Below are 16,761 nucleotides of genomic sequence, written 5' to 3'. Positions count from 1 at the left end.
CCGCTTGGTAAAGCGATACCTCATCATGCACTCTAAGCTCAAAGAGCGGGTTGAATTTTTTCCTCGGTTAATAAAGAGCATGTCTCATGCACATTTTTTGGCATCATTATACGTTAGGGGATGTTGCTGGGTAATAATGAAAAATCCGCCATTCCAGACAGCGGATTTTTTCATAAAATACTAGTTGAACTACTTTATGGCTTCGTAAATTTGCAATCAAAGCTACTTGAAATTAATTCTCGAAGATTTATTACTGTAATTCTGTTTTCATAAGTTCCTCCATCCGTGTTCTCAATGTCAAATATTTCCCATTCGAAAGAATTTCCGGGAATTTTTCGTACATTTCCGAAGCATGTAAACGTGTCTCTAACCGATTTTTCTTCATCGACATTCACATCCCACGCAACGATAAAATCAACTACAGCAAGAGCGTGATTGAAAGGGCCGAAATTATTAAACTCATATTTGTATTCTATAGAGCAAATATTTTTTTCATGCAGTGGATGTGTCGCGTGTTCGTCGCGCAATCCTAAACTATCAATGCCTTGGGTTGAGAAAGTTATAATTCTACGCCAATATTTTTCCAGTTCTTTATTTTTTCCTTTAAGCGCAGATAATTGAGAGTACATCACTCCAACCAAGTATTCTTCGCCAGGTTGCGGGGATAAGAATAAGTGTTTTTCCTTTGTTGAATCCGTTATTCTAATTCTTTCCCTGGATTTAATATTGAATTTTGCTAATCCCAACATTTCAATTTGCTCATTAAGCAAATTTTCGGAGCTTTCTCTCCTTAGTCTGGAAAGTAATTCGGCAAACGTATAATCGGTGGTAAATTGCGTGTCTAGGAACTTCTTTATCTCAGACATGAAATTTGGATCAGTTAAAGTGTCATATGCCCGTTTGCTGAGTGCACTTCTATTCGTGACAAGATCAAAGTCCCCATCAATTATTAGTGAGTAGTGACTTGCTGCATCTCCTTCGGATAAGACCTCATAACCGTCTATTCTTGTTAAAATATCAGGATATTTGCAAATTTTTATGCCTTTTACAGAAATAAAAACACCTCTTTGATCACTTAACCTAATGCCAGACTTTCCTTGACCTTTTCTGCCTAAATTTGGATATTCATCGTGTGCTCGACGATTGCCGTCAATTGCTAAAATAATCGAAAATTTATTTGGTCCTACGCTAAACTTCTTGGCTGATCGACTAAAAAATCTACCGTCTCTGAGGCGAGCAATTTGAGCGGGACCTTTTAAACTCGGATCAGGATTACCTTTTTCAAGATATGGATAGCCAAATGGTATTTTTGAAGTGTGTTCGTCGGCAAATAATGTAAAATCAGCAGCTTTCAACCCTGAAGTTACCTGTTGACGTTGACTTGCTGTGAACCCTTGTGCCGTTGTTAAATGCCTGACGTCACCGTGGCGAGTGTAGAATTGAATGTAATTTTGAACATAGGATTCATTTGATGATGGACCAAATGTAAAGTGTTTCAAATATGCTTCTGTTTCCAAATGATCAATTAGTACAAGTGTTATGGAAGACGATAGCTCTGGATCTTCAATAGCATTTTTTATGTATGAAATAGCCATTGCTGTATCTGATGTTGGTGCGATTATAAATGAATCAAGAATGTCATTTATGTTATTTGATGCAATAGGGGTAATGTCAAAATTTGTATCGAGGTTTGCCCGTGGGTTATCGATGGTCTTGTATTTCCATTCGCCTTTATTTTTGTCTGATGTTGTTGCAACTAAAATTCTTGCGCATGCAAAACATAATTTCGATCCTTGGCATTTGTAGCCAATAGTTTCACCTTGTTTTTTTGTTGATTTTCCAATTGAAAAAAATGCCTCCCAAGGTGTTATCCCATTTATCTTGGTTTTATCATCAAGGCCAGTTCCGTCGTCAAGAAAGAGAAAACCTTGCCGATCTTTTAGCGGGACATATATCATATGAGTAGCTTTAGCATCATATGAATTTGATATTAACTCTCTCAGTACTTCGCAAGGATCGTTTCTGTTTACAGAAAGCTCACCAAGTACATGACTAAACTCAATTTGTGGCCGCATGTCTTATTTTTCTTTCAATAGATTATTTAATGAGTTGGGGAATAATAGAAATATTTATAATGTTTTATGATGCTTTTTCTTGATTACGTTTATATATTCTTCGCCACCCCCACAATCACCACTGCCGACGGCACCAGCAAAAACTGCGCAATCAGCGTCCCAGCCAATCTGCTCCCCACCAGCCATACCACCGCACGCCGGAATTGCGATTCTTCGATCTTGCCTTCGATGACGTCATCCGTCATGCCCGACATGTGCGGGTCGATGAAGACGGCCATGATGATGGTGGCGCCGCCGTTGATGATGGAAGACAAGGTGCTGGAGGTGACGCGCACGCTGGGGTCCAGCACGCCCGCGTATAACGCCGCGAAGACGCCCACCGTCCACAGGGCCGTGGCGATGATGTTCATGGCTGTCATGGAAATAGATACGCCGGATTTTTCGCGCAGGCCCGTGACGTTGGCGGGCTTCGGCAGGCTGGCGGAGGTCTTGAGATAGGACAAGCCGCCCTTGAAGACGGCGTGCAGCAGCAGTTTCGGTACCGACCTGTGCACCTGGAAATGCTCGACGGCGCGGCAGAAGGCGCGCTGGAAGGTGGGGATTAGGATTGCGCCGAGTATCGTCGCCAGGCTGGAGGAAAACAGCAGCCAGCGGAAGTCTACTAATAGCGTGCTGGCGGCGACATGCTGGTCGATTCCCGTTTCCACGCGCTTGGCGAGGAATGGCCCGAGGAAAGAGTTCGAGGTGCGCGACAGCAGCATCAGAATACTGAACAGGGCCAGCGAGACGGCGATGCGTCGCGTGCGGATGCCGGCGATGCGCACGGAGTAGGCGAGGGTGCCGATAATGTGGATGATGAACGTCAGTGCGCAAATCAACAGCAATTGCTTGTCCATCACAACCTTGCAGTAAAGAAAATGTAATTCCATGCTGCCATGGAGTTACTTATTTTTCAACTGCAAATAAGATAATTTTATGTGATTGGGGTTTTGTGGTGGTTTGTGTGGAGTTGACTGAATTTCATCCCAAGGCAGAAACTGGGGTCAGACCCGACGGGTCTGACCGCGGCCTTTGCCTGTGGGGGGGATAAATGCCGCCAGTGAGTGTATGGCGTGGTTTCATTGCTTGTATTTCAAGCTTGCACCCTCAACTACCGCACATGGCGGCGTGTCTTGCCGCACTGATCAATTACCCAACCCGGAGGTACACCATGAGTTTCGATTCCTTTCTGTCCAAACTGAAGACCAAAGCCAGCGAACTGAAAACCGAGGCCTTGAAGTATAAGAACAAGGATTTCCTGAACGCCGCGATGGCGGGCTCGGCCTTGATCGCCATGGCCGACGGCAGCGTCAGTGCGGAAGAGAAGCAGAAGATGGTGAAGTTTATTGAAAGCAATGATGCGCTGTCGGTGTTTACCACCACGGACGTGATCAAGGCTTTCCAGGACTATGTCGGCCAGCTGGAATTCGACAAGGATATCGGCGAAGCCAAGGCGTATCAGGCGCTGGGCAAGATGAAGTCGAATGTGGAGGCGTCGCGCCTGCTGGTGCGCATGATTATCGCCGTCGCTTCGTCGGACGGCAATTTTGACGCTAACGAGCAGCGCGTGGCCAGCAAGATCGCGCGCGAGCTGGGCTTGACTCCTGCGGAGTTCGAGCTGCAGTAACTGCCAAGCCAGCCGAGCCCGGCTGGCTAGCTCAAGCCTTCCAGGTCATCGTCATGCCGCATCGGCTTGCCAGCGTCATAGGTAAAGCGCAGGATGACTTGCGTGGGCTCGCTGGCAGGATGGCGCGTGGTGCTGGTGCAGGCGGCGCTGACAAGGGCCGGCAGTGGCCAGGCCAGCAGGCGCAGGCCGCCGCGCAGCACCGTGAATGTCGGGTTACTGCGAGTGTCTGCATTGCGCTCCATGGGTCGTTGCCATTCTTTCAATGAAATGGCGGCGATGGTAGCATGCGATGGCAGCGCAAACCTTCCTGGCACTCTGCTACGGTATAGCGCCATTCGTTTCTATTAACGGTGCCCGCCGCCTCAACGCGACGCCAGGCCGATGGTTTGCACGTGGGAGGGCACGATGCCGCCGCTCGACACATTCTGCGACGGCACCACCATCACCAGTTCGCCATCCACGCTGCCGTCATCGTTGTGGTCGATGCGCACCTTCAACTGGCGGTCCAGCGCGACGAAGGCGTTGTGGTCGGTGGCGACGATGCGGTGCTCTTCCTGCTGGCCGATCCGCGCATACTTGACAGCGCCGGCGAGGCGCAGTTCCAGGGTGTCGCCATTCGACAGATCATAGGTGCCGACGAATTTCTTGAAATCCTGGCGCATCATGTAGCGCTGGTGTTCTGGCACGTCGATGCTCGGCGAGTTGCCCGGCACGGTGACAGTGTGTTCTGGGGGCAGGGTCTGCGCGATGGCTGCCGTGCTGGCGGCGGCGAGACACAGGAGTGTGCTCAGGATGATGGTTTTCATTGTCGTCCTCGTTGGTTTGTGGCCTCTGGCGCATGGTGCGGGTGGGCTAGGGGCAGTAAGCAGTCTAGGTGCGGGTTTGGCGATGTGCATTGTTCATTCGATGGAGAGCCGCAGTTCATGCGGCGTCGATATTCAGCGGGACCATGCTAGGACGCGCCGTGATTCAATTCCTGCAGCACTTTCTTGCACAGCAGCCCGTATCCCATGCCCGTGCCGCGTTTGTGTGCGGCCAGGTCGTAGCTGGCGCTGATATCGTCCCACGCCACGCTGCCGGGCAGGGGCCGCAAATCGTCGTCCAGGTCCATCTCGAAATGGATGAAGTGGCCGTCGGCGCTCAGCAGCTTGCCGTACACGGCGGGCATGCCAGGGTAGGCCAGTTGCAGGTCAAGCATGAGGGCCGTGCCCAGTGCCACGCCATGGCTGGCGGCGCACTGGCGCAAGGCGTCGGGCAAGGGGCGGGCGCGCCACCAGGCCGCCGTCTGTCGGATGGCGGCCAGGGTCAGCGCGTTTTGCTGTTGGACAGAATATTGTTTGCTCATGGCTGCCACCGATGCGGAATGCAACATGCCCCCTCAACGTGATGCCAGGCCCATGTTTTGCACGTGGGCAGGCACGAGGTCGCCGTTCGCCAGTTTCTCGGCCGGTACCTGCATCAGCACTTCGCCACCCACGCTGCCATCGTCGCGCAAGTCGATGCGCATGGCCAGTTGCCGGTCGAGCGCCACGAAGGTATCGCGGGAAGAAGCGACGATCCGGTGTTCTTCCTGGTCATCGATGCGCGCATACATGAAGGCGCCGATGCTGCCCGCATTGCGCAGGTGGAGCACCTGGCCGTTCGCCAATTCATAGCCGCCGCGGAACGGGGCAAATTCTTGCGCAGTCATAAGGTGCCTGTGGGCCGGCAGTTCGATCGCGTGCAGGCGTCCACCGGGAATGGTGACGGTCTGGCTGTCGGGAAGCGTTTGCGCATTTGCCAGCAGGGCGCAGACGCCCAGGGTGCCGGCCAAGATCCATGTTTTCATTTTTTTACCCATCCTTGAACTTTGGTGCCGTCCGCTGCCGGCGCGGCGATGTTGATGTGGGTGCCAGGGAACCAAACCGGCTGGTCCGTGTGCGGTGCTGTCACTCTGGCAAGGCGCGGGCTACCGGTCTTGCCAGTGTAGGCAGGCAATATGCACCGCGCATCATCCGATCGGATGACATGTCCTCATGCATCAAGGACGGCCAGGTGCGCCGTTGCGCCGTGGATCAGGGCGATCAGCTCGCCCTGGCGCCGTGTATCCGTCTTTAAATAGGTGTGGTGCAAATGCGTCTTGACGGTGTTGACGCTGATGCCGCTTCGTGCGGCGATTTCCTCGATGGTGGCCCCTTGCGCCAGCGCCTTGCCGACCTGCGCTTCGGCTTGCGTGAGGTCAAACAGCTGCCGCAAGGCCGGGACGGAAGTGCTCGTTTTTGTGGGGTCGTGCGCGATCATCAGCGCGCAGGCGGGCTGGCAATCGGCAAGCGGGGTGACAGTCATGGCCAGTGGCGCTTGCTGCTTGCGCGCCAGGCGCAGCGACTGGCATTGCTGTGCGCCGTCGGCGCTGGCGATGACCAGGCGCACGGCGCGCGCCAGGGTGGGCGGCACGGACGGTTCCAGTTGTGCCGCATGCAGGGCGTGGCCGGCGGGGGTGGCAAAGCGCAGTCCGAGGCCCGCGTCGAGCACCAGCACGGCGGCGCCCATGGCGTCGAGCGCCGCCAGTGCGCAGTGGCTGGCCAGTTGCGCTTCGCGCAGGCGCTGCTGCAGGCACAGTGCGCGTTGCAGATGCGGCAAGAGTTCCTGCCATTGCTGGCCGCTCAGACCTGCGCTGTCGAGTTGCGGCCAGTCGTCTGCGCCGCAGGCCGAGTCGTACATGGCCCCGATCAGCTTGCTTACATCTGTTGCCGTGCCCATGCTTGCCCCCATTGCCCGATGACATCAGTGTGCCGCAGGCGTGCAGGTGCGGAACTGGGTAAGGGCGGTGTTGTGCAGCGATCCTCCCCACCTTTGTGAGGAAGGGGTGGTCGCTGCCATCTGGCCTGGGCAACTTTCAAGATAGTACAAAGATAGTGCTGCTGCAATGGAGCGCGCAAATCTGCCTGGATAGTGTTCTGTAGGAAACTCGCGCGGCTAAAACGCGTCCATGATGTAAGATTCGCACTATGTCCGATTTCACATTTACCGATTGCCCATGAGTTCAATAATGATTCCCGACGTCGCCCTGGTCGACAACACCGAACAACGCACGCCGCTGGTGCTCGTGCTGGACTGTTCCGGCAGCATGGATGGCGAACCCGTGTCGCTGCTGAACGAAGGCCTGGCCTTGCTGGAACAGGAACTCAAGTCAGACGTGATCGCCGCCAAGCGCGTGCGCATTCTGGTGATTCAATATGGCGCCCACGATGAAGCGGTGGTCGCCAGCAACTGGTGCGATGCCATGGATTTCACGGCGCCCCACCTGGAAGCGAACGGCACCACGCCGACCGGTGCAGCTGTCGAGTTGGCCCTGGCCGAGATCGAGCAGGAAAAGCAGCGCTTCCGCCAGGCGGGCGTGGCGTACACGCGGCCATGGCTGTTCCTGATGTCGGACGGCGAACCGACGGACCGCTGGCAGCATGGCGCCGAACAGGCGCGCGCGGCCGAGCAGGCCAATAAAGTGGCGATCTTCCCCATCGCCGTGGGCGACAACGCGAATATCGATAGCCTTGGGCAGTTTTCCAGCCGTGGCGAGCGGGGCGTGAAGCAGCTGAAAGGCTTGCAGTTCCGCGAACTGTTCCTGTGGCTGAGCGCCAGCATGCAGGTGGTGTCGCAATCGCGTCCTGGCGCGCAGGCGCAGCTGGCCTCGACGGACGGCTGGTCTGTCGTGAATACGTGAAAGCCCGCTGATCCATGGCGATAGCAAATAAGCATTGGCGCGTGTTTGGCGCGTCCGTCACGGGCAAGGCGCACCTGGATAAAGATATCCCATGCCAGGATGCGCACGCGCATGCCGTCGTCAACGGGGTACTGGTGGCCATCGTTTGCGATGGCGCCGGTTCGGCGCGGTTGAGCGAGCAGGGCGCGCAGTTTGTCGCAATGCAAACCGTGCAGGCGCTGGCCGGACGGCTGGAGCAGGGTGCCACCGTGCAGGATTTGCATGACGGCGCGCTGGCGGGCGCCCTGGCGCAGATCCGTGCCGCACTGGACGACATCGCACGCGCCGCCAACGCCACCCTGGACGACTATGCCAGCACCGTGGTGGGCGTGGTCATGGGCGCCGACCAGGGCTTCTTTTTCCACCTGGGCGATGGCCTGGGCGTGGCGCAATTGCCGGACGGTGGAGAGCTGATTTCACTGCCCGCCAACGGCGAGTATGCCAACGAAACCTACTTTATCAGCGGCGAGCGCTGGCGCGAACAGCTGCGCCTGCTTGCGATTCCGCAAGCCGCGCGCGGCGTCGTGCTGATGTCGGACGGCTGCATGCCCTTTGCCATGAGCAAGAACAATGCGGCGCTGTATGCGCCTTTCATGGATGCCGTGCAAGGCTATCTGCGCACGGTCGGGAGTATCGAACTGGGCAACGAGGCGCTGGCGTCCACCCTGGCCGACCCGCGCACGCACCAGATCACGGGCGACGACAAGACCCTGCTGCTGGCCTTGCGCGCATGAGCCAGAAGCAGGGTGTGACACCGGGCCTGAGTCCGGGTGGAAAAATTTGGCTGGATAAAGTCCGTAGTTTGATCCTGGGCAAACTCGTCAAGAGCGGCGGCGCGGGTAGCGTGTATCTGTTGCCCGGCGCGCCCGCGCAGGTGGCCAAGCTGTACCACCCGCACCTGGACCGGGCCGCCAACCGGCGCAAGCTCGAAGCGATGCTGGAACTGTCGCCCGAGCTGCCCGATCAATTGGAAAACGGCAAGCGCTACGTGCAGATCGCCTGGCCGCAAGCGGCCGTGTTCGACGGCCAGGGCGGCTTTGCCGGTTTCGTCATGCCCCTGCTGGACATGGCGCAGACGGCGGAGCTGGAACAGATCATGCAGGAGCGCCAGGCGCGCGCGGCCGGTTTGCCCACGGGGCTCGGTCCCAAGCTGACCCTGGCCGCCAACCTGGCCGCCGTCATCGATGCGCTGCACCAGCAGCAGCATTACGTGGTCGATCTGAAACCTGTGAACTTGCGCTTTTACCGCGATTCGCTGTACATCGCCATGCTTGATTGCGATGGTTTCAGCATCCAGGGCCATGCCGAGCGTTTTCCTGCCGAGCAATTCACGGCCGACTACCTGGCGCCGGAATTCCAGCGCAAGGGCATGCCGGCGGGCACCGAAATGGCGCAGGACCGATTTGCGCTGGCCGTTATCATCTTCCAGTTGCTCAACTTCGGCATCCACCCGTACAGCGGGCGGCCAGGCAATGCGCAGGTGGCCACCGACATTCCCGGGCGCATTCGCGACGGCTGCTATGCGTATGGCGTGAAGCGCCACAAGCAGCTGGCGCCGAACGCCACCAGCGGCCACGCGCTGATGCCGCCCGAATTGCGTGCCATGTTCGATCGTGCGTTTTCCCAGTCCCCCAAACCGCAGCGCCCGTCGGCTGCCGACTGGGCGCAGTTGTTGCGCGGCTATGCACAGCGCAGCGGCGGCAAGCTCGTCGTGTGTACCGTCAATCCCGAACACCAGCATTTTGCGGGCCAGGGCTGCGCCGCCTGCGCGCGCGACAAGGTCATCGTCGCGGCCGCGCAAGCGTCCGTGCAGGCGCAGCAGCAGATACTGGCGCAGTCTCAGCCTCAGCCGCCGCAGCGCAGTACGCGCCGCACGGCGCCGGGGCAGGCGCCCGCCGCCATTCCAGTGGCGGGCAACACGGGCGGCGGCATCACGGGCAAGGGCTGGGCCGTCGTGGTGCTGCTGATCGTGCTGTTCCTGATCGGCTTTACGGCCTGGACCTCGTCGCCGAATGAAACCAAGGCCAAGGCCAGCTTGCAGGCGCAAGCCGAGCAGGCGGCTGGCCTGGAAGTGTTTCGCTGGCGTACGCGCAAGGCGGCCGGTTTCCAGCCGTCCGATGCGCGCAAGGCCGTGCGCAGCCTGTCGCAAGCGATCAGCAAGGGCGACGATGACGCCGTCACGCGCGGCTTGCAGCTGTTGTACCGTTCCGGCCAGGAAAAGCCGTCCGACTACGGCGTCGACCGCACGCAGGCGCAGCTGCGCGCCTCGTTGCTGGAGGGCCTGGGCTGGGTGCCCGGCTATGAGCCGGGGCTGGTCGCGACCTATCTTGACCTGCTGCAAGCGAACCCGCGCGACCATCTGGTGGCGGCGGCCATGGGCCGCATGCATCTGAGCCTGAACGAACCGCAGGCGGCGCGCCAGTACTTCGAGCAAGCCGTGTGGGCGCACCCAACGGATGGCACGGCCTGGCTGGGCATCGCGGCCGCGGCGCAGCTGCGCGGCGGCGACGAGGGCGATGCCGTCAATCTGGTGGCGCTGGCGCAACTGACGGCTTACCGCTACGCCGTGGAGCATGCCTTGCCAGCCGAGCCGGGTCAGCCGGCCGACAATGGCGTCGCGCGCATGACGCAGCGCATGGATCTGAACGCCAAGGTGCTGCGTCTGGCGCAGCCGGGCGCTTACCAGAAACGTTGGGACAAGGTGCTGGCCGAGGGCGCGCTGCTGGCAGCCAGGCTGAAGGCCTTGCCGCCCTTGCGGGACCAGGTCGGCAGTGTACAGCGCGAGACGATGACGACGGTTGCGTATGGCGTGCTGGACGAAAAGCACGCAACGGGTGAAAACCGCCTGACCCTGACCATCGCGGCCGACGGCACCCTGACCTATGCGGCGGCCGAGTTGCCGATGGAGCCGATGCTTAACAAGGTGCTGCTCGATAGCGTCAAGCGCTGGACCTACTTGCCGGCCGTGCAGCACGGTCAATTGCGGGATGCCGAGGTGGTGGTGCTGGTGCGCTACCGCGATGGCCGGGTCAGCTTCGTGCCGGGCGGTGTGGCCGTCACGGCGGAAAATTAAAGGAATACCATGAAAATCAAGATTATATGCGCCTTACTGGGCGCCTCCTTGCTGGCCTCAGGCATGGCGCAGGCGGACATCGTGCAGCGCCTGGTAGTGACAGCCATGGCGGCCGAGCCAGATAGCGAAGGCGGCGATGTGTACACTATTGCGGGCACGACGGCCTGCGGCGGCAAGCAGATACGCATGGATGCCCGCTCGGTGAACCTGGACGAGGCGCCTTACGACGCGCTGAAAGCCGATCTGGCCCGGCACATTCGCAACAAGACGCCCATGCGCGTCACCCTGAAAAAATGCCCGGAGGATGCGAGCGTACCCATCGTGCGCGACATCGCCGCCTGCACGCCAGCGGTCTGCGCCGATGGCCGGGCGCGGCTGTACCTGCACGACCGTTTCTTCCCCATCGAGCAAGAAAAAGCACCGAATGTGCTGCTGTTGCCCTTGCCGAAAGGCAAGCTGCCAGGCACGTGGAAAGTGGAGATTTATAGCGTCGCCGGCCACAAGCTGCGCCTGTCCGGCCAGGTCAACAAGGCCGATTATGCATCCGGGGAACTGGTGGGCGGCTATGTCACGTATTACCCGAACGGCAAAATCGAGAAACAGGTTGCGCAGGATGGGCAGGGTCAGCAGCACGGCATCGGCAGCAAGTACTTTCCCGATGGCACCCTGGAGTTGCGCGGTAACTGGCGCCATGGCTTGCCCGAGGGCGAGCACCAGCGTTATCACGCCACGGGCAAGCTGAGCGAGACGAGCAGCTACCGAGATGGCAAGCAACTCGACGGGCCCGTGCAGAAGTTTGATGAAAATGGCAAGCTGAGCAGCAGCTACACTTTGCGCGACGGCAAGATGGAAGGCGAGATGCTCACGTACTTCCCGGATGGAAAAATCTCCAGCCGCGCGGAAATGCAGCACGGCAAGTTCAACGGCGTGAGCACGAATTACTACCCCGATGGCGCCGTGCGAGCCAGGATGACGCAGGTTAACGATTTACCCACGGGCGTGGCAATGGAATTCTATCCAGATGGCAAGGTGGAGAGCCGCCAGGAGTATGGCGACAAGGGCGGGCTGCTGAGCTTGCAGCGCTACAGCCCCCAGGGTGTGCTGGTGCTGGAAAGACGGTGGGATGCGCAATTGCGTGAACAAGGCACGTCGCGCTCGTGGTACGAGAACGGCAAGCCCGAGCAATCCATCGAGTACGTGAACGACCGGCGCGAGGGATGGAGCCGCAGTTGGCGCCAGGATGGCAGCCTGAAGAGTGAATGCCAGTATGTGGCCGGCAAGGCTCAGGGGGCTTGCGGCGAAGCGCCGCCAGCGCCGGAATTGTTGCGCAAGGAGCAGGCATGGCGCGCACTTTGAAACATTTATTTGGCGCCATGCTGCTGTTGCCGGCGCTGGCCAACGCCGAGATTGAGCAGCGGCAAGTAGTCACCGCGATCAAGGCGACGCCCGACGGCGATGTGCTGACCCTCGCCAGCGACAGCGGCTGCGGCGGCAGGCAGGTGCTGATGAATGCCGTTTCCGTGCGCCTGGATAAGGATCAGTATGTCGCCATGAAGCATCAATTGGCTACCTTGATCCGCAACAAGACGCCCTTGTTGATGCGTATCACATTCTGTCCCGCGCCAGGCAAGGTGGGAGGCGAAGCGGGAGCGCTCGCCATGCCCGAAGTTGGCAAGCTGGGCCGCTGCGAGCCGCAGGCCTGTGCCGACGGCAAGCCGCGTTTGTACCTGAATCACAATCTGTCGCGCGGCGAAGTCAAGGAACATGCGCGCTATGCGCTGGTCCTGCCGCTGCCGCCAGGCAGTACGCCAGGCACCTGGCAAGTCGAGGTTTATCATGTGCGCGAAGGCGAGCCGAAGCGTCTGACGGGTCTGGTCAACGATCCAGATTACCTGCGCGGCAAGCTGGTGGGCAACTACAGCATGTATTACCCGCATGGACAGCTGGAAATGCAGGTTGAGCAAGATGGGCGAGGCGTGCAGCAGGGGACGCAGACCCGCTATTACCCTGACGGCAAGATGTCCATACGCGGCACGTGGCGCAACGGCGTGCAGGAGGGGGAAGAGCAGACCTATCACCAGAATGGCAAGCTGATCGAATCGCGCACCTACCGCAACGGCGCCCGTGCCGATGGCCTGGTGGAAACGTTCGACAAGGATGGCAAGCTGCGCACGCGCATGACGCAGGTCAAGGGCCAGACGGAGGGCGAATTGCTGCTGTTCTATCCGGACGGCACAGTAGAAAGCCGCAGCCTGTATGTGAACGGCATCCAGACGGGGCCGAGCACCAGTTATTTCCCGGATGGCAAGGTGCATCGCACAGGCAACTATGTCGACGGCAAGCCTGCCGGCGAAAGCGTCGAGTATTATCCGGACGGCAAGGTCGCCAGCAAGCGCACGCATAGCGGGCACTACGTCATGCGCAGCGAACAACGCTTCAGCCGGGCCGGCGTCTTGATCGTGCAAAAGCAGTGGAATGCAGGTGGGCGCGAGGAGGGCGCATTGCGTTCGTGGTACGCCGATGGCAAGCCGCGCCAGCTGATCGAGTATGTGGATGGCGAGCGCCAAGGCTGGACCCGGCACTGGCGTGCAGATGGCAGTGTGGAAAGCGAATGCCGCTATGTAGCTGACGAGCCCCAGGGAATGTGCACTGGAGATTCAGCCAAAATGTCGTACGCGGAAGATGGGATTGCGTTCGACATGCCGGAACCCTGACCAGGGAAAGTTATTGCCTCTCGATCCGTAATGCGTGGCCTGCCTTTTTGCGACGCATGTACCGCTACAGGAAAGGGCACTGGAGGGAGTTCAGACTTTGTCCCGTTGCGTCACGGTGCCGGTGGTGTCGTTTCGCGTATAAACACCGCTGCCAGCCTGCACCGGACCGTGGCGCACGGCTGCCTGCGCCGAGCAGGGCTTGTTGTGGTCGGCAGCTGTCGCCCCATTGCCGCCGTTCGAGTTTCGATGGCCACGGTCTGCTATGTAACGCTTACCGGCTGATGCCCACATGCAAGCTGACCGGATGCGTGGGAAGAGGCGCTTGCATAAAACCTGAAAAATCGCATCCAGCTCCTGTCAAGCTCAGCCGGCCGCTCGGCTTCGTCACTGGGGACATGACTTTCTATCCGCGTGGAATCCCGTACACATCATTCAATGCGGTACAGGCTGTCAAAGCCGCCTACCTCCACTGACGTGCTGTCTGCGCCACCAAGCAGCGGTAGACCCTGGCTCCATCCGGCTGCCAAGACCTGCACGTCACGCACAGGATCGGACGCCTTGGCCCTCTCGTTGCGGATGCGACAGGTTTCGGTATCTGTGGCGAACAACCCACGTGCGAAGCCCCGGCCCTGTTCCGCCAGCCTTGCGGTTTTGGGAGCGCGAATTCTCGCAAACGCCTGGAAGATGTCTTCCAAGCCTCCACTTGCACCATCCAAACACCGGGCCAAATGCCACGCATCCTCAAGCGCCTGGCAGGCTCCTTGCCCCGACGTCGGCAACGGCGCGTGCGCCGCATCTCCCACGAGCAGCACATTTGCCCGGCTCCACGTGTGCAGCGGCTCCAAGTCGTGCACGGCAATCAGTCGGATGGCATCCGCCGGTGTCGCCTGGATGAGACGTGTGACAGGCTCAGGCCATTCCGCGAACAGGTCCTCAATTTCCTTACGCATATCCGCTGCAGGCGCCGCCATCGGCAATGGCCGTGCCTGCGCCGCCGCCCAGTAGACCAGATCCGGCCGGACCGGCACGCAACCGAAGCGCTTGCCCACCCCCCAGAAGTCTTGAATCGAAACATCGTTCACCAGCGCATGCGGCCCCTGCGCTACGCCAATCCAGTTCACAAAGCCTTGATAGATTGGTGTGTTGTCACCCGCGACAAACCTGCGCGCCACTGATTCCATGCGGCCGTCGGCCCCAATGAGCAGATCCGGGCGGACGCTCGCGCCATTTTCGAAATGGGCCACGGCTCTGCCATGAGTATCAAGCTCAATAGCCACCGCCCGGTGCCCGAACTCCACCGGAATCCCTGCCCGTGCCGCATGATCCAGCAACACCTCCTGCAGGTGCCTACGCAGCACCGTGTAGGTCGGGTATCCCATCGTCCGGTCCAGCAAACCAATATCGAGGCCCCCCAGTGCATTTCCCGCAGCATCCTGGCGACGCATTGTCAGCGGTCTACCGCCAATGGCCTCAATGTCTTGCAGCAGTCCCAGTTCTTCCAGCACAAAGCTGGCATTGGGCCAGAGCGTCACGCCAGCCCCCATGGTTGCCGGCCCCGCCCGGCGCTCATATACGCGGGGACTGTACCCCCGCTTGCTCAAGGCAAGCGCCACGCTCAACCCTGCAATGCCGCCGCCAAGTATTCCGATTTCCATGCTAAAGCTCTCCTATTCAATCCGTCCCGACGTGCCGCCGACGGCGATTCATCGGACGAGATGGCATATTAAATTCCGCCACTGTGGAGTACTAGTATGTGAAAATGGATAGCTTTCATACCTTAATCGGGATAATAATGCGCAATGCCCTCGACCTGAATACAGTCCGTGTCTACGTGGCGGTCGTCGATGAACAAAGCTTTGCCGGCGCAGCACGCCTGCTGACCCTGCCATCTTCTAACGTTAGCCGCCACGTCGCCTCGCTGGAACGCATGCTGGGCGTCCGCCTGCTGGAACGCAGCACCCGCCACCTGCGCATGACGGAAGCTGGCAGGCTACTCTACGAACGCGCAAAACCCTTGCTCGACGCCTTGCTCTCCACCGAGGAAGAGCTTGGCGCAGTACAGCGTGAGCTGCGTGGCCCCCTAAGGATGTGCATGCCAGGCGAAGCGCCAAGGCTGCTAGCTCCTATCCTGGCCGAATTCTGTAGCCTCCATCCAGGCATCGAGCTTGAATGCGATACCCGGATGACCGGACTTGAGGTACTTCGAGAGGACGTCGATCTTTCAATCGTCTTCCACCGTGGCCATCAGGAGGACAGTACTTTCATCACCCGCGAACTCGCCACCCTGCCCAGCATCGTGGTTGCCGCCCCCACCTTGCTAGCCAAGACCGGCATGCCACACTATGTGCGCGAACTGAAGTCTCTACCGTGCATCACCACCCTCAGTGCGCTGAAAGGTCAGCCCTGGCAGTTTCAGAACGCTGCGGGAGAAATCGTCAAGGTGCCGGTCCGCAGCCGTTACCGCGTCAACAGCGGAGAACTGGCAGTGGCAGGCGCACGGCAAGGCATCGGCTTCGCGATTGTGGCGGCCTATCCCTGCCAGGAAGATCTTGCTACGGGCCGATTGCAGGAGGTACCACTGGACCTGTGTCCCGCGCCCCTGAAATTACTGGGGGCATACAGCCATCGCCATTCCGTGACCGCGCGTGTGCGGGCGCTGCTGGATTTGATACAAGTGCGGTTGGCTGGGTCGGTTAACCCTCCCGTGGACCCCATAACTTGTGGAACGGTCTAGGATCGAAGTAGTGCACTGGACTCAAAGTGGAGTTCTTCGGAGCAGAAGCAGTCGCTCGGTATGACTTTCTCAATGTCAGCTTTTGGCCGAACCCGGCCGTTCGGGCAGCATAGCAGGTTGTCAGGGTGAAAATCTAGCGGCTGCATCGTCAGGCTGGATTCGCCCCAAAGCGGACCTTCCAGCATCCATCAGGAACGGGCGGCCGCCAATGGCTTGGCGTCTGGATATCGGGTAACGAACGAATCGATGGCCTGCGCTGGCAGATTGATCAGAATCGTTCCACTACTATCCCAGCAAGCAATTTCGAACAAAGCACCTTCTAGCTGCGGCCCCGGTTCCGTGCCGTCCCAATATCGCGGGTTGTCCTCAACGCATGGCGCCGGAGTAGTTATCGGACGAAGCCCCTTCGGTACCGCACTAAACACCGCCCAGATAAACTGAATCTCGTTGGCAAGCAGAAAGCCTGCGAGTTCGTCGCCGGTGAACCATTGATCATCCAGCTTAAACCCCGGTGGCTTCCAGTTAGTTTCGATGTCGCTGACGTACCAGTCATAGTCTTGCGGCGCAATGTTGGCGGCCTCGAACACGTCGCGCATGTTGGTGTACCAGCGGACCTGATCGGGTTTTTCCAAGATGAGATTTTTCATTTTTCCCTTTATCCCTTGACCGTTGAAGGACCGGTTTTGGCCGATTGCCGTCGTCGGCAGTTTCCGCCCCAAAGCGGAAGTTCGAAATTATTCCTCATCACGCAATCGCGTCC

The 16,761-nt window shown here is 58.7% G+C and carries 16 protein-coding genes; 7 read left to right on the top strand and 9 right to left on the bottom strand.

What is annotated here, in order from left to right:
* Nucleotides 1-194: 194 nt before the first annotated feature.
* On the bottom strand, nucleotides 195-2,075 hold the full coding sequence (locus ACQ4WZ_RS09670; RefSeq protein ID WP_436573250.1) for an ATP-binding protein: 1,881 nt from the start codon (nucleotides 2,073-2,075) through the stop codon (nucleotides 195-197).
* An 89-nt stretch (nucleotides 2,076-2,164) separates the two neighbouring features.
* Nucleotides 2,165-2,971, bottom strand: coding sequence for a lipid II flippase Amj family protein (locus tag ACQ4WZ_RS09665; RefSeq protein WP_436573249.1), 807 nt, complete (start codon nucleotides 2,969-2,971; stop codon nucleotides 2,165-2,167).
* Between the two features lie 314 nt (nucleotides 2,972-3,285).
* Between ACQ4WZ_RS09665 and ACQ4WZ_RS09660 the strand changes: the two genes are divergently transcribed.
* Complete coding sequence (locus tag ACQ4WZ_RS09660) at nucleotides 3,286-3,741, top strand: tellurite resistance TerB family protein (protein WP_096235317.1); 456 nt, start codon at nucleotides 3,286-3,288, stop codon at nucleotides 3,739-3,741.
* Between the two features lie 26 nt (nucleotides 3,742-3,767).
* On the opposite strand, the gene ACQ4WZ_RS09655 is transcribed toward ACQ4WZ_RS09660, so the two are convergent.
* From ACQ4WZ_RS09655 to ACQ4WZ_RS09635, 5 genes are all read right to left on the bottom strand, one after another.
* On the bottom strand, nucleotides 3,768-3,983 hold the full coding sequence (locus ACQ4WZ_RS09655) for a hypothetical protein (RefSeq protein WP_436573248.1): 216 nt from the start codon (nucleotides 3,981-3,983) through the stop codon (nucleotides 3,768-3,770).
* A gap of 120 nt (nucleotides 3,984-4,103) precedes the next feature.
* Nucleotides 4,104-4,547: a hypothetical protein gene (locus tag ACQ4WZ_RS09650; RefSeq protein ID WP_101481182.1), complete on the bottom strand. Its 444-nt coding sequence runs from the start codon at nucleotides 4,545-4,547 to the stop codon at nucleotides 4,104-4,106.
* A 146-nt stretch (nucleotides 4,548-4,693) separates the two neighbouring features.
* Entirely contained in the window at nucleotides 4,694-5,113 is a 420-nt protein-coding gene (locus ACQ4WZ_RS09645) for a hypothetical protein (RefSeq protein ID WP_436573247.1), read from the bottom strand.
* 6 nt (nucleotides 5,114-5,119) lie between these two features.
* Complete coding sequence (locus tag ACQ4WZ_RS09640; protein ID WP_133991634.1) at nucleotides 5,120-5,569, bottom strand: hypothetical protein; 450 nt, start codon at nucleotides 5,567-5,569, stop codon at nucleotides 5,120-5,122.
* Nucleotides 5,570-5,754: 185 nt separating this feature from the next.
* Entirely contained in the window at nucleotides 5,755-6,480 is a 726-nt protein-coding gene (locus ACQ4WZ_RS09635) for a helix-turn-helix transcriptional regulator (protein ID WP_436573246.1), read from the bottom strand.
* A 277-nt stretch (nucleotides 6,481-6,757) separates the two neighbouring features.
* On the opposite strand from ACQ4WZ_RS09635, the gene ACQ4WZ_RS09630 reads away from it, so the two are divergent.
* From ACQ4WZ_RS09630 to ACQ4WZ_RS09610, 5 genes are read left to right on the top strand one after another with little or no spacing between them, the layout of a single operon-like run.
* Nucleotides 6,758-7,441 carry a vWA domain-containing protein gene (locus tag ACQ4WZ_RS09630; RefSeq protein ID WP_101481186.1) on the top strand — a complete coding sequence of 228 codons (684 nt, stop codon included), beginning with the start codon at nucleotides 6,758-6,760 and terminating at the stop codon, nucleotides 7,439-7,441.
* A gap of 14 nt (nucleotides 7,442-7,455) precedes the next feature.
* Nucleotides 7,456-8,214, top strand: coding sequence for a PP2C family serine/threonine-protein phosphatase (locus ACQ4WZ_RS09625; protein WP_133991632.1), 759 nt, complete (start codon nucleotides 7,456-7,458; stop codon nucleotides 8,212-8,214).
* Complete coding sequence (locus tag ACQ4WZ_RS09620) at nucleotides 8,211-10,553, top strand: hypothetical protein (protein WP_436573245.1); 2,343 nt, start codon at nucleotides 8,211-8,213, stop codon at nucleotides 10,551-10,553. The genes ACQ4WZ_RS09625 and ACQ4WZ_RS09620 overlap by 4 nt, the downstream gene beginning before the upstream one ends.
* A gap of 9 nt (nucleotides 10,554-10,562) precedes the next feature.
* On the top strand, nucleotides 10,563-11,909 hold the full coding sequence (locus tag ACQ4WZ_RS09615) for a toxin-antitoxin system YwqK family antitoxin (protein WP_436573244.1): 1,347 nt from the start codon (nucleotides 10,563-10,565) through the stop codon (nucleotides 11,907-11,909).
* Nucleotides 11,894-13,267 carry a toxin-antitoxin system YwqK family antitoxin gene (locus tag ACQ4WZ_RS09610; protein ID WP_436573243.1) on the top strand — a complete coding sequence of 458 codons (1,374 nt, stop codon included), beginning with the start codon at nucleotides 11,894-11,896 and terminating at the stop codon, nucleotides 13,265-13,267. The genes ACQ4WZ_RS09615 and ACQ4WZ_RS09610 overlap by 16 nt, the downstream gene beginning before the upstream one ends.
* A 428-nt stretch (nucleotides 13,268-13,695) precedes the next feature.
* Here the strand turns inward: ACQ4WZ_RS09610 and ACQ4WZ_RS09605 are convergent, their stop codons facing one another.
* The gene (locus ACQ4WZ_RS09605) at nucleotides 13,696-14,922 is read right to left on the bottom strand and encodes an FAD-dependent monooxygenase (RefSeq protein WP_436573242.1); all 1,227 of its coding nucleotides are present in this window, start codon (nucleotides 14,920-14,922) and stop codon (nucleotides 13,696-13,698) included.
* Between the two features lie 137 nt (nucleotides 14,923-15,059).
* On the opposite strand from ACQ4WZ_RS09605, the gene ACQ4WZ_RS09600 reads away from it, so the two are divergent.
* Nucleotides 15,060-16,001, top strand: coding sequence for a LysR family transcriptional regulator (locus ACQ4WZ_RS09600; RefSeq protein ID WP_099419983.1), 942 nt, complete (start codon nucleotides 15,060-15,062; stop codon nucleotides 15,999-16,001).
* Nucleotides 16,002-16,189: 188 nt separating this feature from the next.
* Here the strand turns inward: ACQ4WZ_RS09600 and ACQ4WZ_RS09595 are convergent, their stop codons facing one another.
* Nucleotides 16,190-16,648 carry a hypothetical protein gene (locus ACQ4WZ_RS09595; protein WP_436573241.1) on the bottom strand — a complete coding sequence of 153 codons (459 nt, stop codon included), beginning with the start codon at nucleotides 16,646-16,648 and terminating at the stop codon, nucleotides 16,190-16,192.
* Between the last annotated feature and the right edge of the window lie 113 nt (nucleotides 16,649-16,761).

Origin of the sequence: Janthinobacterium darwini, from assembly GCF_051380905.1 — a bacterium.
Taxonomy (GTDB): Bacteria; Pseudomonadota; Gammaproteobacteria; order Burkholderiales; family Burkholderiaceae_D; genus Janthinobacterium.
This window is presented reverse-complemented; position numbering and strand designations above follow the sequence as displayed.

Bases quoted from the DNA above. Each gene is read 5' to 3' on its own strand.
- ACQ4WZ_RS09645 (WP_436573247.1), bottom strand. From the start codon at position 5,113: ATGTTGCATTCCGCATCGGTGGCAGCCATGAGCAAACAATATTCTGTC.
- ACQ4WZ_RS09635 (WP_436573246.1), bottom strand. From the start codon at position 6,480: ATGGGCACGGCAACAGATGTAAGCAAGCTGATCGGGGCCATGTACGAC.
- ACQ4WZ_RS09630 (WP_101481186.1), top strand. From the start codon at position 6,758: ATGAGTTCAATAATGATTCCCGACGTCGCCCTGGTCGACAACACCGAA.
- ACQ4WZ_RS09670 (WP_436573250.1), bottom strand. From the start codon at position 2,075: ATGCGGCCACAAATTGAGTTTAGTCATGTACTTGGTGAGCTTTCTGTA.
- ACQ4WZ_RS09640 (WP_133991634.1), bottom strand. From the start codon at position 5,569: ATGAAAACATGGATCTTGGCCGGCACCCTGGGCGTCTGCGCCCTGCTG.
- ACQ4WZ_RS09625 (WP_133991632.1), top strand. From the start codon at position 7,456: ATGGCGATAGCAAATAAGCATTGGCGCGTGTTTGGCGCGTCCGTCACG.
- ACQ4WZ_RS09595 (WP_436573241.1), bottom strand. From the start codon at position 16,648: ATGAAAAATCTCATCTTGGAAAAACCCGATCAGGTCCGCTGGTACACC.
- ACQ4WZ_RS09605 (WP_436573242.1), bottom strand. From the start codon at position 14,922: ATGGAAATCGGAATACTTGGCGGCGGCATTGCAGGGTTGAGCGTGGCG.
- ACQ4WZ_RS09615 (WP_436573244.1), top strand. From the start codon at position 10,563: ATGAAAATCAAGATTATATGCGCCTTACTGGGCGCCTCCTTGCTGGCC.
- ACQ4WZ_RS09600 (WP_099419983.1), top strand. From the start codon at position 15,060: ATGCGCAATGCCCTCGACCTGAATACAGTCCGTGTCTACGTGGCGGTC.
- ACQ4WZ_RS09620 (WP_436573245.1), top strand. From the start codon at position 8,211: ATGAGCCAGAAGCAGGGTGTGACACCGGGCCTGAGTCCGGGTGGAAAA.
- ACQ4WZ_RS09655 (WP_436573248.1), bottom strand. From the start codon at position 3,983: ATGGAGCGCAATGCAGACACTCGCAGTAACCCGACATTCACGGTGCTG.
- ACQ4WZ_RS09650 (WP_101481182.1), bottom strand. From the start codon at position 4,547: ATGAAAACCATCATCCTGAGCACACTCCTGTGTCTCGCCGCCGCCAGC.
- ACQ4WZ_RS09610 (WP_436573243.1), top strand. From the start codon at position 11,894: ATGGCGCGCACTTTGAAACATTTATTTGGCGCCATGCTGCTGTTGCCG.
- ACQ4WZ_RS09660 (WP_096235317.1), top strand. From the start codon at position 3,286: ATGAGTTTCGATTCCTTTCTGTCCAAACTGAAGACCAAAGCCAGCGAA.
- ACQ4WZ_RS09665 (WP_436573249.1), bottom strand. From the start codon at position 2,971: ATGGACAAGCAATTGCTGTTGATTTGCGCACTGACGTTCATCATCCAC.